Source organism: Devosia sp. Root413D1 (assembly GCF_001425235.1).
In the GTDB taxonomy this organism is placed as follows: Bacteria; Pseudomonadota; Alphaproteobacteria; order Rhizobiales; family Devosiaceae; genus Devosia_A.
This window is the reverse complement of sequence record NZ_LMEA01000012.1, coordinates 440543-457980: the sequence shown is the minus strand read 5'-3', so window position 1 is coordinate 457980 and position 17438 is coordinate 440543. Positions and strand designations below refer to the sequence as shown.

Sequence of the window (17438 nt, the reverse complement as noted above, 5' to 3'; positions counted from 1 at the left end):
GGCTCCCCTGTGGCTACTCGTTCAAGACACTGAGCGTCGCAATACCAGACACCGGAATGCTGAGTTCGGTAAGCCCCTCAGTGTCCACTTCGAGCGGCATGCCGACATCGCCGCGGGCGGAGTGAGCGATGCCGCTCAGCCGTCGAGACTTGCCGGTCCATCGCACAACGATCCGCTCGTGGGAAGTCGCGTTGAGCAGCCGCAACTCGGTGACGCCGTCGAGGTCGATCTCGACCACCAGCGGCTGATACACCCCGACCACCAGCCGACCCTGGTGCCGCGCCTGTACCACCGGATATCCCTCGGACGGCAGCCCGGCGCTCACCTCACCGAACAGCACCGTCTCGCGGTCTTCCATCCAGTTCTGCAGCACCGCCTGCACCGCGTCGCGCTGCACTGCTGGCAGGCTCGACAGGTCCATGGAGACCTGCGGCACGCTGAAATAGGCGTTGAGCAACTGCCGCGCCGCCGGCTCCGCGCCGGCGCGGTGGTCCCACACGGTCGGGTCCGAATGGATCACCTGGCCGGCCGCGATCATCCGCATATTGACGGTGGCGCGACGGTTCTGGTTGGCATCGACCGGGCAGTCGCCGACCCGCAGCAGGTTGGCGTAAGGCGCGGTGGCCGGCCCGACATAGGCCTGCCGGAACTCGATCAGCGCCTCGTCGAGCCCGGCCGCCTTCAACTCCGTCTTGAGCTGCTGCAACGTGGCATGCAGCGCCTGCCCCACATCGGGGATATCGCCGCCGGTCGGCGTCCCCTGATAGGCGACGACGCCGTCGAGGAAATCGATCTTCAGCCCGTCGACACCATAGTCGCGGATCAAGCGGATGCAGGTTGCGACGAAGTGCTCCCGCACCTCGCGGTACCTGGGATCGAGCGCCGAGGCGCGCCAGCCGTCGGCATTGTGGTAGGGCGCAAACGGCTTCAGCCGGGCATAGGCATCGCTCTTCTCGCCCAGGAGCAGCGGCGCCACCCAGAGGATCACCGACAGGCCAAGCCCGTGCAGCCTGTCGATATGCCCGCGCATATCGGGGAACTTTTGCGGGTCGGCCATCCAGTCGCCGCACCCGGCATACCAACGGCCGGTGGCCAGCTTCTGCCAGCCGTCGTCGATGATCACCGCCTTGCAACCGAGGGCAGTGGCCAGGGCCGCGTCGCGCTCGATCTTTTCGGCATCGATGTTCTGCGCATAGGCATACCAGGTGCAGTAGACCGGCACGGTCCCGGCGAAGGGCACCGGCAAGGGCTCACCGATATCGTCGCGCAGCCAGTCGCGCAGCAGCCCGACCGCCTCCGCATGATCGAGCCCGGCCCGTGCCGTGGCGAGCCGGATGGTGCGCGGTCCCTTGGGGTCGTGCTCGTAATAGATGACGAAGCTCTTGTGTTCTTCCGAGACGCCGAAGCGCAACTGGCTCTCCTCGATCTGCTGGTCGAAGCAGAAGGCGAGGATGGCCTTGCAGTGCCGGTCATAGACACAGCCGAGCGGGCTCGAGGAAATGATGCTGGTCTTGTCTCGCCCGCTCCAGTCGGCCGGCAGCGCCCGCATGGAAGCGTTGGGGTACCAATAGCCCTCGATATCGCCGAGCGGCACTTCGAGCGACACCCGGATCAGTTCGCCATCGGTCTCGATCGTGGTGATCTCGAGCTCGCCGAGGCTCTGTTTGCCGATCACCCGGCAGCCAGTGCCGATTGTCACCTCGACGCCGGGGATGCCGGTGACGGCAGGGGCCATGACGGATGCGTAGTCTTCCAGCAGCACGGTGCCAGTCTCCTAATGCTATTGCTTGACCGCGCCGGCGAGGATGCCGGCGACGAAATGACGTTGCAGGAACAGGAACACCCCGAGCACCGGCAGCACCGACACCATGGTGCCGGCCAGCAACTGGCCATAGTCGGTGTCGCTGAGGCCCTGCAGCGAGGCGAGCGCCACCGGCACCGTGTAGGCGTCCGAGGTCCTGAGCACGATCAGCGGGTAGACGAAGTCGTTCCACTGCGCGAGGAACAGGAAGATGCCCAGCGCCGCCAGGGCCGGCCGCATCGTCGGCAGGACGATCTGCGCAAAGATCCGGAACTCACCGGCGCCATCGACCCGCGCCGCCTGGATCAGTTCATCCGGTACCGACTGCATGGTCTGGCGCATCAGGAAGATGCCGAAGGGCAGCGCCAGGTTGGGCAGGATCAGCGCCTGGTAGGTGTTGAGCCAGTTGAGCTGCACCATGATCTGGAACAGCGGCACCAGCGTCACCTGCGAGGGCAGCGCCAGGATCACCAGCACGATGCCGAACAGCGCCCCTTGTCCGGGGAAGCGGAACTTGGCGAAGGCATAGCCGGCCGCCGTGCAGACGAGCCCGCCCAGCAACGCATAGATCGTCGCCACCAGGGTGGAGTTGAGCACTGCCTGGCCAAAACCCTCGCCGACGAACAGGTTCGTGAGGTTGACCCACAGCTGGTCGCCGGGCACGAGGTTCGGCGGGTTGGAGAAGATGTCGCTGGTGCGGTGCGTGCTGGCGACGATCAGCCAGTAGAACGGCGCCAGCATCAGCAGGCCGCCAATGGCGATGACGATGCTGACGGCGAGGCTCGCGGCGCGCGTCTGAGGGCTGCGGTCGGTTCTCATGCCTGTTTCTCCCTAAGGAACCGGAACTGGATGAGCGCAATCACCCCGATAATGCCGGTCAGCACGTAGCCGATGGCCGAGGCGTAGCCGAAGTCGAAGTACTTGAAACCGTTCTGGTAGAGGTACATGCCGATAGTCAGCGTGGCGTTGTTGGGCCCGCCATTGGTCAGCACGTAGGGCTCATCGAAGAGCTGCAGCGTGCCAATGGTCGAGAGCACCACGGTGAGGGTGATGGCAGGACGCAGCCCGGGCAGGGTGATGTGCCAGAAGCGCTGCCACGCCGTGGCGCCATCGATCTCGGCCGCCTCGTAGAGCTCCCCCGGGATCGACTGCAGCTGCGCCAGGTAGATCACCGCGCTGTTGCCGGTGTAATGCCAGGTCAGCGCGATGATGATCGACACCTTGGCCCACACCGGGTCGGCCAGCCACGGCACCCGCGGCAACCCAACGGCCTCGAGCAGGAAGTTCACCAGCCCGTGGTGGCTGTTGAGCAGCGTCGAGAACAGGATGCCGTAGGCCACCAGCCCCATGACGATCGGCACGAAATAGGCGGTGCGCCAGAAGGCACGGAATTTGAGCAGCGCCGAGTTGAAGGCCACGGCCAGCAGCAGCGCCAGCCCCAGCATCAGCGGCACCTGGGTGATGAGGATGATCAGCGTGTTGCTGAGCGCCTTGTAGAAGATCGGATCGGTGGCAAGCCGCCCGTAGTTGCCGAGCCCGACGAAGGTCGTCTGGCCCTTGATGATCTTGGTGAGGCTCAGCCAGGCCGCATAGAGGTACGGGTAAACCTTGAAGCCGGCGAACAGCACCAGCACGGGCAACAGGAACAGGTAGGGCGTGAGGCGCGGCGAGGAGCCTCGCCAGCGCCGGCGCGTGGCCGGCTGCAGCTTGGACGACGTCATCTGGTTCACCGGAAGGGAAGGGTGTGGCGGCAGGACCGGGAGGAAAGTCCATAATCCTGCCGCCGTAACGCTCAGGCGGAGCGTATCAGTTGGCGATGGTCCGGCCGGTCTGGCCGGCAACCAGCGCGGCGGCCTCATCGAGCACGGTCTTGGGGTCGGCGCCGCTCAGCAGCACCTGGGTCTGGGCATCGGTATAGGCCTTGAGCGCCCGGGCATAATCGGTGGTGTAGTTCACCGTCGGGGTGTTCTGGCCGAGCTCGTCGATGAAGAACTTGTTCACCTCGGCATCGAAATAGGCGCTCTTCTTGACGAAGCCGTCGCTCTCCAGCATCGGCTTGAAGCCGGGGAACATGCCGCCGCCCGCGTAGGTCGCCTGCTGGCCCTCGAGCGTGCCCATCGCATATTTGACGAACTCCCAGGCCGCCTGCTTGTTCGGGCTGGTGCCCGCTACAGAGAGGTAAGTACCGCCCGAGATCGCGGCGGTCAGCCCGCCGGCCTCGACCGCCGGCGGGAGCCTCAGGCCCCACTTGCCGGCCATGTCAGGAGCTTCGTTCTCGAACACCCCGGCCGCCCAGGAGGCCGCCGGGATCACCGCGACATTGGTCTGCCCCTTGATCTGCAGCATGAAGTTGTCCCAGCCGCCCGGGATATCGGCGACGACACCGGCATCATTGGCCTTTTTGATCCACTCGAGTGAGCGGAGGCCAGCCGGCCCGTTCATGGTGATCTCGCCGGCAGCGTTGAAGTAGAAACTGCCCTGCAGGTTGGTCAGCAGCTGCCACAGCCCGGCGGAGTCGGCGACGGTCGCTGCCTTGTCCATCGAGATCAGCGGCGCACCGGTCGCCTCCTTGATCTTCTTGCCGGCCTCCAGCAGGTCATCCCAGGTGGCGATCGTGTTGATGTCCACGCCCGCCTGGTCGAACAGGTCCTTCCTATAGAAGAAGCCCGAGGTGTTGACCTCATAGGGGATACCGTAGACCCCGCCATCGGCCGACGAGCCACTGGCCCACATGCCTGAGGGGAACTGCGCTGCAAGGTCGTTGGCGCCGACCTCGCTCAGGTTGACGAGCCCGGTCGGGAAGGTCTCGATGTAATTGCCGATATAGTCGATGCCGATGTTGAGCACGTCGGCGAGGCCGGCGCCGCCCGCCGCCATGCCGGCGGTGATCTTGTCCCAGATCGCTGGGTTGCCGACGTCTTCCACCTTCACCGTCACGCCCGGGTGCAGCTTGTTGAAGCCGGCAACCGCCGCTTCCAGCCCATCGGCGGGAGCGGTCCAGCTCCACACCGTGATGGTGCCGGTCAGCTCCTCGGCGGGAGCGGCCGTCGCCAGTGTGGCGAGCGCCGTGGTGGCAAGGGCGAGCCGCGCCAGGCGCACGGTTGCCGCAAACAAACGTCCTACCGTGTTGTCCAGTTTTTCCTCCTCAGGATTCCTCGGTCCCGATCGCCCCCTGCAGCTGGCCACCAGACTTCGCTGGCTGATTTCACCGTGCCGCCGGGATCGGATCGTGTCGGACGCTAGCAGCGGAAAATCAGTCTTGCAATAGTTCGTTGCAAATTTGCAGAAATCTGGACAACGCTGGCTGGAGGTTGCACGAACGACAGCGGCCGCCTCCCGGTGGGAGGCGGCCGCGAGGGGTGTTGAAATGTGGCTAGGTCAGCCGGCGTCTACGTCCAGCAGTAGCGTCGCGATCTCGAACGGCCTGAGGTTCAGCGTCACGCTGTTGCCGGTGACAGCGATAGGCTCGCCACCCTCTTCCATCAGGTTGACCAGCTTCGCCGATTTCACCGGCACGCCGAAACTGATCGTGGCGTTGGCACGGGCATTGGCGTGCTCGAACACGCGCAGCACCAGCGCATCACTCTTTTCGGCCTTCTTCACCGTCTCCAGCGTAACGTTCGGCTTGTCGACCGAGGCGAAGGAGAAGCTCGTGCTTTCCGCGGGCGCGGAGGCCTGTGCTGAGACATCGCCGATCACCGCCACCGGGTTGTTGAACCGCTCGGCCGCCACCGGCACGTCGGCGAGGTCGCTGACCCCGTCATGCACCAAGAGCGCATATTTGATGCGGTGCTCGCCGCGGTCCGATGCCGGGTCGGGGAAGGTGGCGCCGCGCAGCAGCGTGATCCGCACCAGCTGTTCCACCGCGTCATAGCCATACTTGCTGTCGTTGAGCAGCGCGGCGCCGAAATCCGGCTCGCTGATATCCACCCAGCGATGCATGCTGGCTTCGAACCGGGCCCGGTCCCAGCTGGTATTGCGGTGCGTGGCGCGCTTCACATGGCCGAACTGGATCTCCGAGCGGATCTCCGAAATGTTGAGATCGAACGGGAATTCCGCCTTCAGCACCGTCTGGCGTTCCTGCCAGTCGACGAAAGTGTCGAACTCCACCTGCCGTGCGCCGGCTTCCAGCGAGACCACCTCCACCACCTTCGAGTTGAGATACTGCCGCTCGATGCGGAGCGCCGCGCGATAGGGACCGGTCTCCACCACCTCGATCTTCGCCTTGCCTTCTGAGAGCCTCCAGAACTGCTCCTCGAAATAGCGGTCGATATCCCAGGCATCCCAGTTGAGCGGCTTGTCCTCGTAGGCGACGAGCCGGTTGGCCGTTTCGCCCTCGGCGATCAGCTCACGGCCATGCTGCTTGTCGAATACCGAGCTGATCTCGCCATTGCCGTCGAAGCTGACCCGGATCAGCTCATTCTCGAGCTGCTTGGCCGAAGCCGAGAGGCTCGATCTCGGCGCGGCGCCACCGGCCACCAGCGAGGCCGACGCCCAGCCCAGCGCCGGCAGGTCGGCCGGCGCCGCCGGCGTCACGCTGCCATCGGCACCAACCAGCTTCTGCAGCGGCAGGGCTGCGCCGCCCTGGCTCAGTGCCGAGCCTTCGGCTGCGCCCGCGACGCGGACCAGCGCCTTGTCGCGCGCGTGGCCGGTGAAGTTGAACAGCTGCAACCCGCCCTTGGCCTTAGGCGCAATGGCCTTCGCCGCGCTGTGCCACGGCCCGTTGCCCGACGCGAGGGTCGAGAATAGCCCGGCATATTCGGCGTCGCTGTCGACATAGACCTCGGCGATCGAGGTGCCGGGCAGGATGTCGTGGAACTGGTTGATCAGCACCAGCTCCCAGAACTCGTTCAGCTTTTCGCTGGGGTAGGGCGCCCCGGTCCGCATCGCCATGGCGCTAAGGAACTCGAGCTCACGCAGCACGCGCTCGGCGCGGCGGTTATTGGCCTTGTTCTTCGCCACATTGGTCAGCGTGCCGCGGTGGTATTGCAGATAGAGCTCGCCGTTCCAGACGGGGAAACGCATGGCGTTCTCGTCCATGCGCTTGCTGAGCCGCTTGAGGAACGGCCCGATGCCTTCGAGCTTCACCTTCGGCGCGCCGGGGATGCCGCGCTCCAGCCGCGTGCCGCGCTCGATCATGGCGCGGGTCGGCCCGCCGCCGCCGTCGCCATAACCGTAGCAGACCAGCACCTCGTCGTTCACCGACTTGGGCTCATAGCGCTTCCAGGCGCCCATCACCTCGGAGACGGAGAGGTCGGAGTTATAGGTGGTGAAGATCCGCTCGCTGTCGAACTTCTGCGCAGTGATCAGTTGCGCCTTGGTCTTGGTGCCGTCGATGCCGCGCCAGAAGAACGTGTCATAGGGGTGCCGATCGGTATCGTTCCAGCTGAGCTTCGACGTGATGAAATACTCGAGTCCCGAGCGCTCGAGGATCTGCGGCATGTTGGCCGAATAGCCGAATGTGTCGGGCAGCCACACGGTCTTGGGCACCACGCCGAAATGCTCGAGGTGGAAGCGGCGGCCGCGCATGATCTGGCGCACCATGGATTCGCCCGAGACGATGTTGGCGTCGGGCTCCACCCACATCGCGCCTTCGATCTCGAACTGGCCGGATTTGACCCGCTCGACCACACCGGCCCAGATCTCCGGGTAGTCCTTCTTCAAAAAGTCGAACAGCACCGACTGGTTGTACATGAAGACGAACTGCGGGTACTCGGCCATCAGCGCCAGCACCGTCGCAAAGCTGCGGCCGGTCTTGTCGCGGGTATGCATCACCCGCCATAGCCAGCCGACATCGAGATGGGTGTGTCCCACCGCCGAAACCGTCGGCTGCACCTCGGTATCGACCAGCTCGTAGATCTTTTTGGCGATCTTTTCGGCCGCACCGAGCGAGGCCTCGAATTCCGGCGTCACCCCGCCACGCCGGTCGAGCGCCCGCAGCGACTGCTCGACCAGGTTCATGATCGCATGGCGGCGGCCGTCGATCTGCGTCAGCCGGGTCGCGACTTCCAGCGGGGTCAACAGGTCGAAATAGAGCTTCTCCGCCCGCTCGTGCCGCACCAGCAGTTCGACCTTGAAGCCGACCAGCGGCCGGTCGAAGAAGGTGAAGGCGTTGACCAGCAGCGTGCGCCTGGTTCCGGGTTTTGCGTCATGCGCAATCACCAGCTCGGTGTGGTTGCCATCGATCGCCTGCGCCACGTGGCCGTCGAGATAGGCGAGGCATTGCGGATCGGTGGTGCCCGGGCGGTCCTGCCATTGCGAGGAAAAGCGCAACACGAAGGTCTTGCCCTTGGCCGCCGGCGGCACGGTGACCTCCGCAACGAACCAGGTGTGCCCCTGCTTCTTGGCCCACACCGTCTTGTCGGTGAAGGGCTGCCAGCTGCGGATATCCGCCTTGAGCGCGGCCTCCGCGTCGAGCTCGGCCTCGGTGTAGCGCCAGGCGAAGTCACCCTCGATCGGGGTCAAGATCTTGGCCTTGAGGTCGGCGCAGAGGCGAAAGAGCTTCTCCTCCTGCTTGATGTCATCGTCGAGGAGACCGAGCTTGGTCGCGAGAGTGTTCATTGAGGCTATCCTTTGACCCCGACACCGGCGAACCCGGTGTTCATGTTCCGCCGCAGCAGGAAGTACACGCCGACCGCCGGCGCCGCATAAATGATGGAGAAGGCGGCGAGGAACCCGTAGTCGATGGCCCCCATCCGTCCGAACGCGCCATAGAGGCCCACCGACATCGGGAAGGCCGCCTCGACGCGCGAAAAGATCAGCGGCAAGAGGAACTCGTTCCAGGCGCCGGTGAAGCTGAAGAACCAGACCACTGCCAGGCCGGCCCGCGACATCGGCAGCACGATGCCGGTAACGATCTGCCAGAGCGACGCGCCATCGACATAAGCCGCCTCTTCGAGCTCGATCGGCACCGTGTCGAAGAAGTTCTTGAGCAGCAGCAGCGTGAACGGCAGGTTGAGGCAGCTCAGCGCCAGCATGACGCCGAACTGGTTCAACAGCCCCGACCGCTGGGCAGCGAAATAGAGCGGCACCAGCACGCCGACCGACGGCAGCATGCGCAGTAGCACCAGCGTCCAGAGCAAGGCGTTCTTGCCTGGCATCCTGAGCCGCGACAACGGGTAGGCGGCGGCGGCGCCGACAACCACGCTGATGGTTGCCGTTCCTGCGGCGATCAGCAGTGAGTTGAGGAACATTCGCCCCGCATCGCCACCGATGGCGCCGGTGAAGTTCCCTATGCCGAAGTTCTGCGGCCAGACCAGCCGCCCGGTCGCGGCAGTGTCGAAGGCATTGCTGAACAGCCAGGCGAACGGGCTGACCCAGATCACCGCCATGAAGGCGAGCGCGATCGCCATTGGTCGCGAGAGCGTCGTGCGTTCCATTACTTGGGCTCCCGCAGCATGCGTAGATAGACGGTGGAAAGGGCGCCGACGATCAGCAGCATGGCCACCGAGATGGCGCTGCCGAAGCCGAGATTGCCGCGGGCAAAACTCTGGTTGTAGAGGAACAGCGCCAGCGTTTCCGTCTGCCGGCCCGGCCCGCCGCCCGTCATCGCGAAGATCAGCGGGAAGTAGGTGAAGGTCCAGATGGTGATGAATAGGAGGTTCGTGGCGATGTGCGGCCGGATGATCGGCAGCACCACCAACCAGGCGCGCTGCCAGCGGGTCGCGCCGTCGATCTTGGCGGCCTCGATGATCTCCCTCGGCACTGAGTCGAGCGCCGCGACGAACAGCAGGTAACTCCAGGCCGTGCCTTTCCAGATATTGGCGAGGGTGACGACCGGCAGGGCGAAATCGTTGATGAAGTTGATCGGCTTGAGGCCGAACGGCACGACGAACAGCGAATTGATCAGCCCGGTCTGCGACGTAGTGGCGGACCACAGAAAGGCCGCGACGATGTCGGGCAGCAGCCAGCCGAGCATGATGCAGATTTCGACGACGCTGCGGGTAGTGGAGACGGTGCCGCGCAGGGTCGCCGCCAGCAGGAAGCCGAGCACCGACTGGCCGACAATCGCCGAGAAGAAGACGAAGATCACCGTGGTCCAGAGCGACTCGAGAAAGCCCTTGCGAGTGAACAGCCGCTCGTAGTTCTCGAGGCCCACCCAGGACCACTCGACAGCCTTGCGGCCGGTGAGGCCGAGGTCGGTGAAACTGAAGGTGACGGCCCAGCCGGTGAAGAAGAGCAGCGCACCGACCAGAATGATCGCCGGCAGCATTGCGGCACTGAGCAACCATAGGTTGCTGGTGATCCAGGGGTTGGCCTGGTGTCTCATGGACGGCTCGTTCGAATAGAGGACGAAACTGGACCCGCGCCGGCAGGGCCGACATCAACCGTCACGGCGGCACCCCAGTGGGGGGCGCCGCCGCGTCGGGAGGATCCGCTTATTCGTACGTGATGACCTTCTCCGCGCCGAACTCGTCGACGAGCGCATCGTGGTAGTTCTTCACGGTGTCTTCGACGCTGGCGCCGTCGAGGATTTCCGTCGTCATCGTCTGCACCAGCGCCGAAACGGTCTGGTAGCCTGGGATGGTGTCGCGGCCGGTGGTGTCGGCTGCGAGCGACGTCGCCTTGGCGAGGTAGGCATCGGCCATGTACTCGGGCGACTCCGAGATGTCGGTGCGGACGCCCATCCGGTGGTTCTTGATGGTCCAGTCCTTGAAGTTACCGACGTCGAAGATGGTAGTGAGCAGCTGGAACGCCTTGGCCTTGTCGGCGGCCTTGGAGTTCACCGCGATGGTCCAGCCGCCCGAGATGTTGGTGGTCGCCTTGTTGCCCGGATCGCCCGAGCCCGGCCACGGTGTCCAGCCCACCATCGCGTCGCGCTCTTCGCGGCTCGGCAGGTTCACGCCGTTGCAATCCCACAGGCACGCATCTTCCCACGAGCCGGAAGCGAGAATGCCGAGCTGGTCGTTGGCCAGCGCTTCGCGCACCGCGGCGCCGGGATCGGCTGCGTAGTTGAGATCGGCAGGCTGGCCGATGTCATGGTAGACCTTGCGATAGAGTTCGAGCGTCTTGCGGATCGCCGGGCTGTCACCGATCCACTGACCGGTCTCGCGGTTGAGCAGGCGGTTGCGATCCCCCTCGGGCACATCGGCGCCGAGCAGCGCCATGTAGAAGCCCTGCATGGTGGCGCCTTCGCCCTGCTTGATGCCGGCCGGCAGCTGGAACGGATACTGCACGCCCGCGTCCTTGAGTTTTTGTGCAGCGTCGAGCACATCGGCCCAGCTCTTGGGCTCCCATGGCACGGTGATGCCGGCTTTCTCGAAGTTGGATTTATCGTACCACAGCATGCGCACGTCGGTGTCGGTCGGCAGCGCATAGACCGCGCCGTCATAGGACGCGACGTCCAACAGGCCAGGCATGTAATACTTGTACTGGTCCCAGCCTTTGGCCGGCTCAGTCAGGGGCTCGAGATAGCCGGACGAGGCGAACTCGGAGACCATGAACGAGTCGAGCTGGATCACATCTGCGGCGGTGCCCGCAGCCAGATCGAGCGAGGTGCGCTGGTCGTAAGCGGCACCCGGCAGCTTGATCGCCTCGACCTTTTCGCCGGTCGCGGCTTCGTAGTTGGCGATACCGGGCTCGACCAGAGAGGCCAGCCACTCGGCGTACATGATGCTCACCGCCTGCGCGGGGGCAGTGGCTGCCAGCAGCGCCAGCGCCGCCGCAGACGCCAAGAGAGTCCGTTTAAGCATGAATTCCTCCTCCAAGGGTTTGGCGTCGCAACCCTCATGCGTGGGCTGCGCGGCACCTCCTGAGTGCGCGCAGAGCTAAGCGCATTTATTGCAACGTTGCAATGATTGGTGCAGAATTCTTCGAGTGACGTACGTCATGTTAAGTTTTCATAGCAAATTCAATGTGATAGACGCTGATTAGACGGTTGGTTCGTCGTCTGCATCGTTTGCATCGATGCAATTTTCTGCAGTTCCCGCCACCCGGTGGCCGGTGTATGAGGAGGCGGGGTCCAAGAAGCGACGATGACGAAGTTCAGGCCAGAAGCCAGCAGGGGCATCCGCAAGCCGTCGGGCAAGCGGGCAACGCTGAAGACCATCTCGGAACTGACCGGGTTGAGCCTGTCGACGGTGTCGCTGTCGCTGCGTGGCGGCGCGTCGTTGAAGGAAGAAACTCGCCAGAAGGTGGCTGAAGCGGCAGCGCAGGTCGGCTATGTGCCGGACCGCGCAGGGGTGCGCCTGCGGACCGGCAAGACCAACGTCATCGCCCTGGTGCTCGATGGCTCGGACGAAGCCATCGACTTCTCACGCCACATGATCCGCGGCATCGGCGATGCCATCGGCGGTACCCGCTACCACTTGACGGTGATGCCCGAGTTCGACCGCAGCCGCTCAGTCGAAACGGTGCGCTATATCCTCGAGAACCGCACCGCCGACGGCGTCATCATCACCCATACCGGAGCGCGCGACCGCCGCGTGCAGTTGATGATGGATCACGATTTCCCGTTCGTCAGCCACGGCCGCACCGAGTTCTTCACGCCGCACGCCTTCCACGATTTCCATTCCGAGGCGTTTGCCGAACTGGCGGTGGAGCGGCTGGCCGATACCGGAGCGCGCGATATCCTGATTTCGGTCGGCGACGGCACCACCAACAATTACCACAACATCGTCCGCACCTTCGAGCGCACCGTGGCCCGCCGCGGCATCACCGGGCGCGTCGTGGTGCAGGACGGCATCCGCCCCGCCTCGGCCGAGATGCGCCAGTTCGGCCGCGATCTCGCCGACAAGCCGGATCGGCCCGACGGCATCATCTGCGACAGCGAAACCCGCGCCATCTCGATGCTCTGCGGCCTCGAGGATGGCGGCGTGCTGCTCGGCCGCGACATCCGCTTCATCTGCAAGCAGACCTCGGACATCCTTTCGACCGTCTTCCCCAACGTCGATACCATCGAGGAAGACGTCTATGCCGCGGGGCTGGAACTCACCCGCCTGCTGCTCCGCCGCATCGACGGCGAACCGGCGGAGTCGCTGCAGACGCTGAGCGAACCGGTGGCGCACTGGCGGAGCTAGAACTAATGGCCCAGTCGGCGGCCCTCTCCGCTTGCGGGGGAGGGGGGAGAGGGATGCCGACTGAGAGTTCCGAGCGTTATCTAAGACGACCCAGAAACCTCAGCACTTGCGCGTTGAACACTTCCGGCCGCTGCAGTGGGGCGAAATGGCTCACCCCAGGCAGCTGCACCAGCTCGGCCCCCGGAATCGTCCGCGCCAGATATGCCGCATGCTCGGGCCGGATGAACTCCTCGTTCTCGCTCTGCGCAACCGTCACCGGTACCCGAATTCCCTCCAACTGCGCCGCTGTGTAGTTCGGTTGCGTCCGCTGCATCAGGCCGACCGAGTCGGCAAACTGCTGGAACGCGTCGGGCGTCGCTGAGAGCCGCCCATAGTCCTTCACGTGCCGGTTGAAACAACGGCCGATCACCGGTGTCATTTCGAACGGGTAGGTGCCGCTGTCATCGACATTGCAGGCAAAAAACAACAGCCCGCTGACCCGCTCCGGCGCCTTGTCGGCCATGATCAGGCCGGTGCAGGCGCCATCGCTCCAGCCGACCACCGCCGCCTTCTCGAGTCCCAGCGCGTCCATTACCGCGAAAACGTCGGTCGCCATCAGCTCGTAGCTGTAGGGGCGATCGTCGCGTGAACTGCGGCCGTGGCCCCGGCTGTCGACCACCACCACCTGGTGGCCGGCATCGACCAATGGCTGCACCTGGTGCTGCCAGTTGCCGGCATGTCCAAGCCCGCCATGCAGCAGGATCACCGCCGGGCCGGCGCCGAAACTGGCGTGCCAGATCTGCGCCCCGTCATTTTCGACATAGGCCGAGATGCCGCCCGGCGGCAGCTCCGCCCCCGCATCCTCGAAATGCTTCAGTTCGTCGTCGCTGAATGTCATGGTCCCTGCTTGCTCGTTTCCGGTTGGCAACGCAACTGGTCGAGCGGGCTAAGGTCCGTTCGACATTTCAGGCCAACTGTTTTCCGCCGACCCAGATGCCGCGGATCACCGGTTGATCGCCGACCAGCCGTACCCGCAGCAGATCGGCCCTGAGACCCGGCGCCAGCCGGCCGCGATCGGCCATGCCGATGGCATCGGCGGCGTTGGCGGTGACTTTGGCGATCGCCTCATGCAGTGGCATGCCGCGCCCGGCGAGAATGAACGGCGCATGCAGCAGGCTGGCCGGCACATAGTCCGAGGTGAGGAGGTCGAGCAGCCCGGCATCGGCAAGGCTGGTGGCGCTGGCATTGCCTGAGTGCGAACGGCCGAGCACCACATTGGGCGCCCCCATGACGATCTGCATCTTGAGTTCACGCGCCCGCTGCGCCGCCACCAGCGTGGTCGGAAACTCGCTGATCGCGATGCCGTCGGCGTAGGATTCCTCGACATCGGCAATGGAAGTGTCGTCATGGCTGGCGATGCGGAGGTTGCGCGCCCGGCCCAGCGCGCCGATCGCCGCGCGTCCGGGCACCACATAGGTGGTCTGGTCGGCGCGGCGGTCGGCGAGATAGGCGTCGAACTCCTCGTCGGTCCACACCTGCGAGTTCTTCTTGCGCCGGAATTCGCGATAGAGCTGGGTATTGTGCCACTGCCGTTGCCCCGGCGTGTGATCCATCACGCTGAGCAGGCGCAGCGCCGGATTGTCGATATGGCGCTCGACGATCCCCAGCAGTGCCGGATCCGACAGCTCGCAGCGGAAATGCAGGTAGTGGTTGGCTTTCACCAGCCCGGCGTCGCGCGCTTCGGTCAGCCCGGTGATCGCCGCATCGAGCATCGCCGTACGCGCCCCGCCGCTGTCATAATCGCCCAGCGACAGGGCATCGAGCACCGTGGTGACACCGCCGCCCAGCATCTGCCAGTCATGCGCCAGGACCGCCGACAGGGTAGAGGGCCAGCGCACCCCCGGCCGCGGCTGGAAGTGGTGCTCCATATTGTCGGTGTGGAGGTCGATCAGCCCAGGCAGCAGCAGGTCGCCTTCGAGATCGATCTCGGCGCCGCCGCTCGCCTCGCCCACTGCACTGATCTGGCCATCGGCGATGCCGAGCTCTCCCTCGATCACTGCGTCCGGCAAGACGAGGCGGGCATTCCTGATGGTGGTGTTCACGGGCGTTGATTCCGATGTGGCGGGCGGCGCGGGCGGGAGACTCACCGCGCCCGGGGAGGGCGAAAACCGAGGCGTGATATGACATGTCCATGACGAATTGACGTCAAAGAACGAGCCGTGCCGTTTCCCGTTTCGCAGCACTGCGCCCCTCATGGAATTCCAGCCGGTAATGCCGGGGCGTCTTCCCCAGCCGTTTCTGGAACGCATCATAGAGTCGGGCCAGCGAGGTGTAGCCGCACTCGAACGCCACTTCGGCGATCTCCATGTCGGTATCGACCAAGAGCCGCATCGCGTGCTGCAGCCGATGCCGGCGGATATACTCGCCGATCGATATGCCCAGCACCTTCTGGAACGCCGCCCCGGCATTGGTGGCATGCAGCCCCGATGCCGCCACCACGTCGCGGACGCTCACCGGCGTATCGAGATGATCATGGATAAAGCGGGTCATCCGCTCCGCCATTGCCACCGCCCGGTGGCCCGAGGGCGACATCGCTGGGGCCGGCGCGCGTCCTCCCGCCCGGGCGATCGATTGCGACCAGGAGAGGCGCCGTACCCTCAGCCGCACCTCCTCCTCGAGGATGTGCCGTTGCGCTGTGTCGGCGTCCTGCCACTCGCGCGTCCAGCGCGCGAACATGTGCCGGTCGCCCTCGTCATGCTCGTGGCTGTAGAACACCTCGCCATCGAGGATGGCCTGGCGGAAGCCGGGCTCGAGCGGCAGGCTGAGGAAGAACGATAACGGCATATAGGCGCAACTGAACCGCTGCTGCTCTTCCACCGCCACCACCTGGTGCGGCGTCGCCGCCCAGAAGATCGCCAGCTCTCCGGCATTCAGCACCAGCCGGCGTCCGTTGATCAGGTAGGTGAGCTGCCCCGACCACAGGTAGTTGAGCTCGATATGGTCGTGCCAGTGGCTCTCGGGCATGGCGTCGGCGAGATGCGTCTCGACGCAGAACTCGTGCCGCAGGATCTCTTCGTTATTGTCGGACATCGGCACGTCGCTGGGAGTGGTGCGCAGTGCGTTTGGCATGGCGTCCCTTCCTGATGCCGGCAACGACAACCCTCATAGTCGCTACTTTTCCGGAAGAATAACACCGAAATTCCGGAAGATTACGCGCCCGCTTTGCCAGACAGTGGGTTCCACGGTCGGATGGCGAGAGGGAAAGCGCTCTCCGGCAACAGGGATCAGATGGAGGGTTGCACCTATGAAGGCATTGCTTTCGGCCACCGCATTCACCGCGCTGGCACTGTCGGCAACGGCGAGCTTCGCCGAGACCAACCTCACTTATATGATGTGGGGCGATCCGCCGGAGATCGCCGTCTGGGAAGCGATCGTCGCCGAATTCGAGGCTGCCAACCCCGATATCAAGGTGAAGGTCGAGGTTTCGGACTGGGACAGCTACTGGGACAAGCTGCGGGTGACCACAGTGGGCGGCAACCCGCCCGATGTCTTCGCCATGGATGCGCCGCTTTACCCCGATTGGCAGTCGCGCGGCAGCCTGCTCGATCTCTCGCCCTATCTCGCGGCCGCCCCTGAGACGCTCAATGGCGTCTACCCCGGCCCGCTCGCCGCCTACCGGTTGAGCGCCGGCACCTTCGGGCTGCCGCGCGACTTCCAGACCATCGTGCTGTTCTACAACAAGGCGATGTTCGACGCTGCCGGCGTGGCCTATCCCGATGACAGCTGGACCCTCGACGACCTCCGCGCCGCCGCGAAGAAACTGACCATCGACAAGGATGGCGACGGCCAGACCGACCAGTGGGGGCTTGGCACTGAGCTCTGGGACATGGAGCCGATGTGGGGCCCGGTGCTCTACAGCTATGGCGGCGCACCGATCAGTGCGGATTTCAAAAAGACCACGCTCGGCGACGCGCCGGCGACCGATGCCTGGAAGTTCCTCGCCGATTTCCGTCTGAACGATGGCTCGGTGATGAGCCAGGAAGACCTCGAAAGCTATGGCAGCGATGGCTTTCTTGCCGGCGTCGCAGCGATGACCTTCTCCGGCCACTGGGTGGTGCCGGCCTATTCCGAGCTCGCCTTCGAGTGGGATGTGGCGCCGTTCCCCAAGGGCCCGGCCGGTCGCGCCACTCTGGTCAACAGCGCCGGCATCGTCGTCAGCGCCACGACGCCCAATCCGGATGCGGCCTGGAAATTCGTGCAGTTCGTCATCAGCGAGAAGGGGCAGTCGAAGCTCACCGAACTCGGCTTCGCCATCCCTGTTATCGACAAGGTGGCCAACAGCCCGGTGTTCCTCGAGCAGAAGGCGCGCGGCACCCACAAGGTATTCCTTGATGCGCTGGCCTACGCCCACACCAAGCCGAGCTTCCGCGGCTACGAGGAATGGTCGGCCGCCGTCGGCGACACGCTGGCGCTGGTCTGGACCGGCGAGATGAGCATCGACGACGCACTCGCCGAGATCGTGCCCAACGCCGACGCGGCGCTCGCCAACAACCAGTAACCCGCCAGGGGACCCGGGCGACCTCCACCGGCTTGCCGGCCGCCCGGGTTAGTCTCAGACTTAAGCCAGCAGGCGCGAGGGC

The 17438-nt window shown here is 64.9% G+C and carries 13 protein-coding genes; 2 read left to right on the top strand and 11 right to left on the bottom strand.

Going from position 1 to position 17438, the window contains the following annotated elements; genetic code table 11:
- Window positions 1-13: 13 nt before the first annotated feature.
- From ASC89_RS24525 to ASC89_RS24490, 8 genes are all read right to left on the bottom strand, one after another.
- Window positions 14-1762, bottom strand: coding sequence for a glycoside hydrolase family 36 protein (locus tag ASC89_RS24525; RefSeq protein ID WP_055885664.1), 1749 nt, complete (start codon window positions 1760-1762; stop codon window positions 14-16).
- 18 nt (window positions 1763-1780) lie between these two features.
- Window positions 1781-2620 carry a carbohydrate ABC transporter permease gene (locus ASC89_RS24520; protein WP_055885662.1) on the bottom strand — a complete coding sequence of 280 codons (840 nt, stop codon included), beginning with the start codon at window positions 2618-2620 and terminating at the stop codon, window positions 1781-1783.
- Window positions 2617-3522: a carbohydrate ABC transporter permease gene (locus ASC89_RS24515; protein ID WP_056002917.1), complete on the bottom strand. Its 906-nt coding sequence runs from the start codon at window positions 3520-3522 to the stop codon at window positions 2617-2619. Before ASC89_RS24515 ends, ASC89_RS24520 begins: the two co-directional genes overlap by 4 nt.
- Before the next feature lie 85 nt (window positions 3523-3607).
- On the bottom strand, window positions 3608-4915 hold the full coding sequence (locus ASC89_RS24510; protein WP_056002914.1) for an extracellular solute-binding protein: 1308 nt from the start codon (window positions 4913-4915) through the stop codon (window positions 3608-3610).
- Between the two features lie 264 nt (window positions 4916-5179).
- Window positions 5180-8362, bottom strand: a complete 3183-nt coding sequence (locus ASC89_RS24505) for a glycoside hydrolase family 38 C-terminal domain-containing protein (RefSeq protein WP_056002911.1) — start codon at window positions 8360-8362, stop codon at window positions 5180-5182.
- Window positions 8363-8367: 5 nt separating this feature from the next.
- On the bottom strand, window positions 8368-9180 hold the full coding sequence (locus ASC89_RS24500; RefSeq protein ID WP_055885646.1) for a carbohydrate ABC transporter permease: 813 nt from the start codon (window positions 9178-9180) through the stop codon (window positions 8368-8370).
- Window positions 9180-10070, bottom strand: coding sequence for a carbohydrate ABC transporter permease (locus ASC89_RS24495; protein WP_082528453.1), 891 nt, complete (start codon window positions 10068-10070; stop codon window positions 9180-9182). Before ASC89_RS24495 ends, ASC89_RS24500 begins: the two co-directional genes overlap by 1 nt.
- Before the next feature lie 109 nt (window positions 10071-10179).
- The gene (locus tag ASC89_RS24490; protein ID WP_082533570.1) at window positions 10180-11493 is read right to left on the bottom strand and encodes an extracellular solute-binding protein; all 1314 of its coding nucleotides are present in this window, start codon (window positions 11491-11493) and stop codon (window positions 10180-10182) included.
- Window positions 11494-11775: 282 nt separating this feature from the next.
- On the opposite strand from ASC89_RS24490, the gene ASC89_RS24485 reads away from it, so the two are divergent.
- Window positions 11776-12819 (top strand): LacI family transcriptional regulator, encoded by a 1044-nt coding sequence (locus ASC89_RS24485; protein WP_056002905.1) that lies wholly within the window; start codon window positions 11776-11778, stop codon window positions 12817-12819.
- 76 nt (window positions 12820-12895) lie between these two features.
- On the opposite strand, the gene ASC89_RS24480 is transcribed toward ASC89_RS24485, so the two are convergent.
- From ASC89_RS24480 to ASC89_RS28625, 3 genes are all read right to left on the bottom strand, one after another.
- Window positions 12896-13696 carry an alpha/beta fold hydrolase gene (locus ASC89_RS24480; protein ID WP_056002902.1) on the bottom strand — a complete coding sequence of 267 codons (801 nt, stop codon included), beginning with the start codon at window positions 13694-13696 and terminating at the stop codon, window positions 12896-12898.
- A 67-nt stretch (window positions 13697-13763) separates the two neighbouring features.
- A complete protein-coding gene (locus tag ASC89_RS24475; RefSeq protein ID WP_056002899.1) occupies window positions 13764-14900 on the bottom strand; it encodes an alpha-D-ribose 1-methylphosphonate 5-triphosphate diphosphatase in 1137 nt (378 codons plus the stop codon).
- A gap of 103 nt (window positions 14901-15003) precedes the next feature.
- Window positions 15004-15927 carry a helix-turn-helix domain-containing protein gene (locus ASC89_RS28625; RefSeq protein WP_056002896.1) on the bottom strand — a complete coding sequence of 308 codons (924 nt, stop codon included), beginning with the start codon at window positions 15925-15927 and terminating at the stop codon, window positions 15004-15006.
- Between the two features lie 175 nt (window positions 15928-16102).
- On the opposite strand from ASC89_RS28625, the gene ASC89_RS24465 reads away from it, so the two are divergent.
- Window positions 16103-17356, top strand: a complete 1254-nt coding sequence (locus ASC89_RS24465; protein ID WP_056002893.1) for a sugar ABC transporter substrate-binding protein — start codon at window positions 16103-16105, stop codon at window positions 17354-17356.
- Window positions 17357-17438 lie beyond the last annotated feature (82 nt).

Coding starts and splice junctions, on each gene's coding strand:
- ASC89_RS24490 (WP_082533570.1), bottom strand. CDS start 11,493: ATGCTTAAACGGACTCTCTTGGCGTCTGCGGCGGCGCTGGCGCTGCTG.
- ASC89_RS24505 (WP_056002911.1), bottom strand. CDS start 8,362: ATGAACACTCTCGCGACCAAGCTCGGTCTCCTCGACGATGACATCAAG.
- ASC89_RS24465 (WP_056002893.1), top strand. CDS start 16,103: ATGAAGGCATTGCTTTCGGCCACCGCATTCACCGCGCTGGCACTGTCG.
- ASC89_RS24500 (WP_055885646.1), bottom strand. CDS start 9,180: ATGGAACGCACGACGCTCTCGCGACCAATGGCGATCGCGCTCGCCTTC.
- ASC89_RS28625 (WP_056002896.1), bottom strand. CDS start 15,927: ATGCCAAACGCACTGCGCACCACTCCCAGCGACGTGCCGATGTCCGAC.
- ASC89_RS24515 (WP_056002917.1), bottom strand. CDS start 3,522: ATGACGTCGTCCAAGCTGCAGCCGGCCACGCGCCGGCGCTGGCGAGGC.
- ASC89_RS24485 (WP_056002905.1), top strand. CDS start 11,776: ATGACGAAGTTCAGGCCAGAAGCCAGCAGGGGCATCCGCAAGCCGTCG.
- ASC89_RS24480 (WP_056002902.1), bottom strand. CDS start 13,696: ATGACATTCAGCGACGACGAACTGAAGCATTTCGAGGATGCGGGGGCG.
- ASC89_RS24520 (WP_055885662.1), bottom strand. CDS start 2,620: ATGAGAACCGACCGCAGCCCTCAGACGCGCGCCGCGAGCCTCGCCGTC.
- ASC89_RS24495 (WP_082528453.1), bottom strand. CDS start 10,070: ATGAGACACCAGGCCAACCCCTGGATCACCAGCAACCTATGGTTGCTC.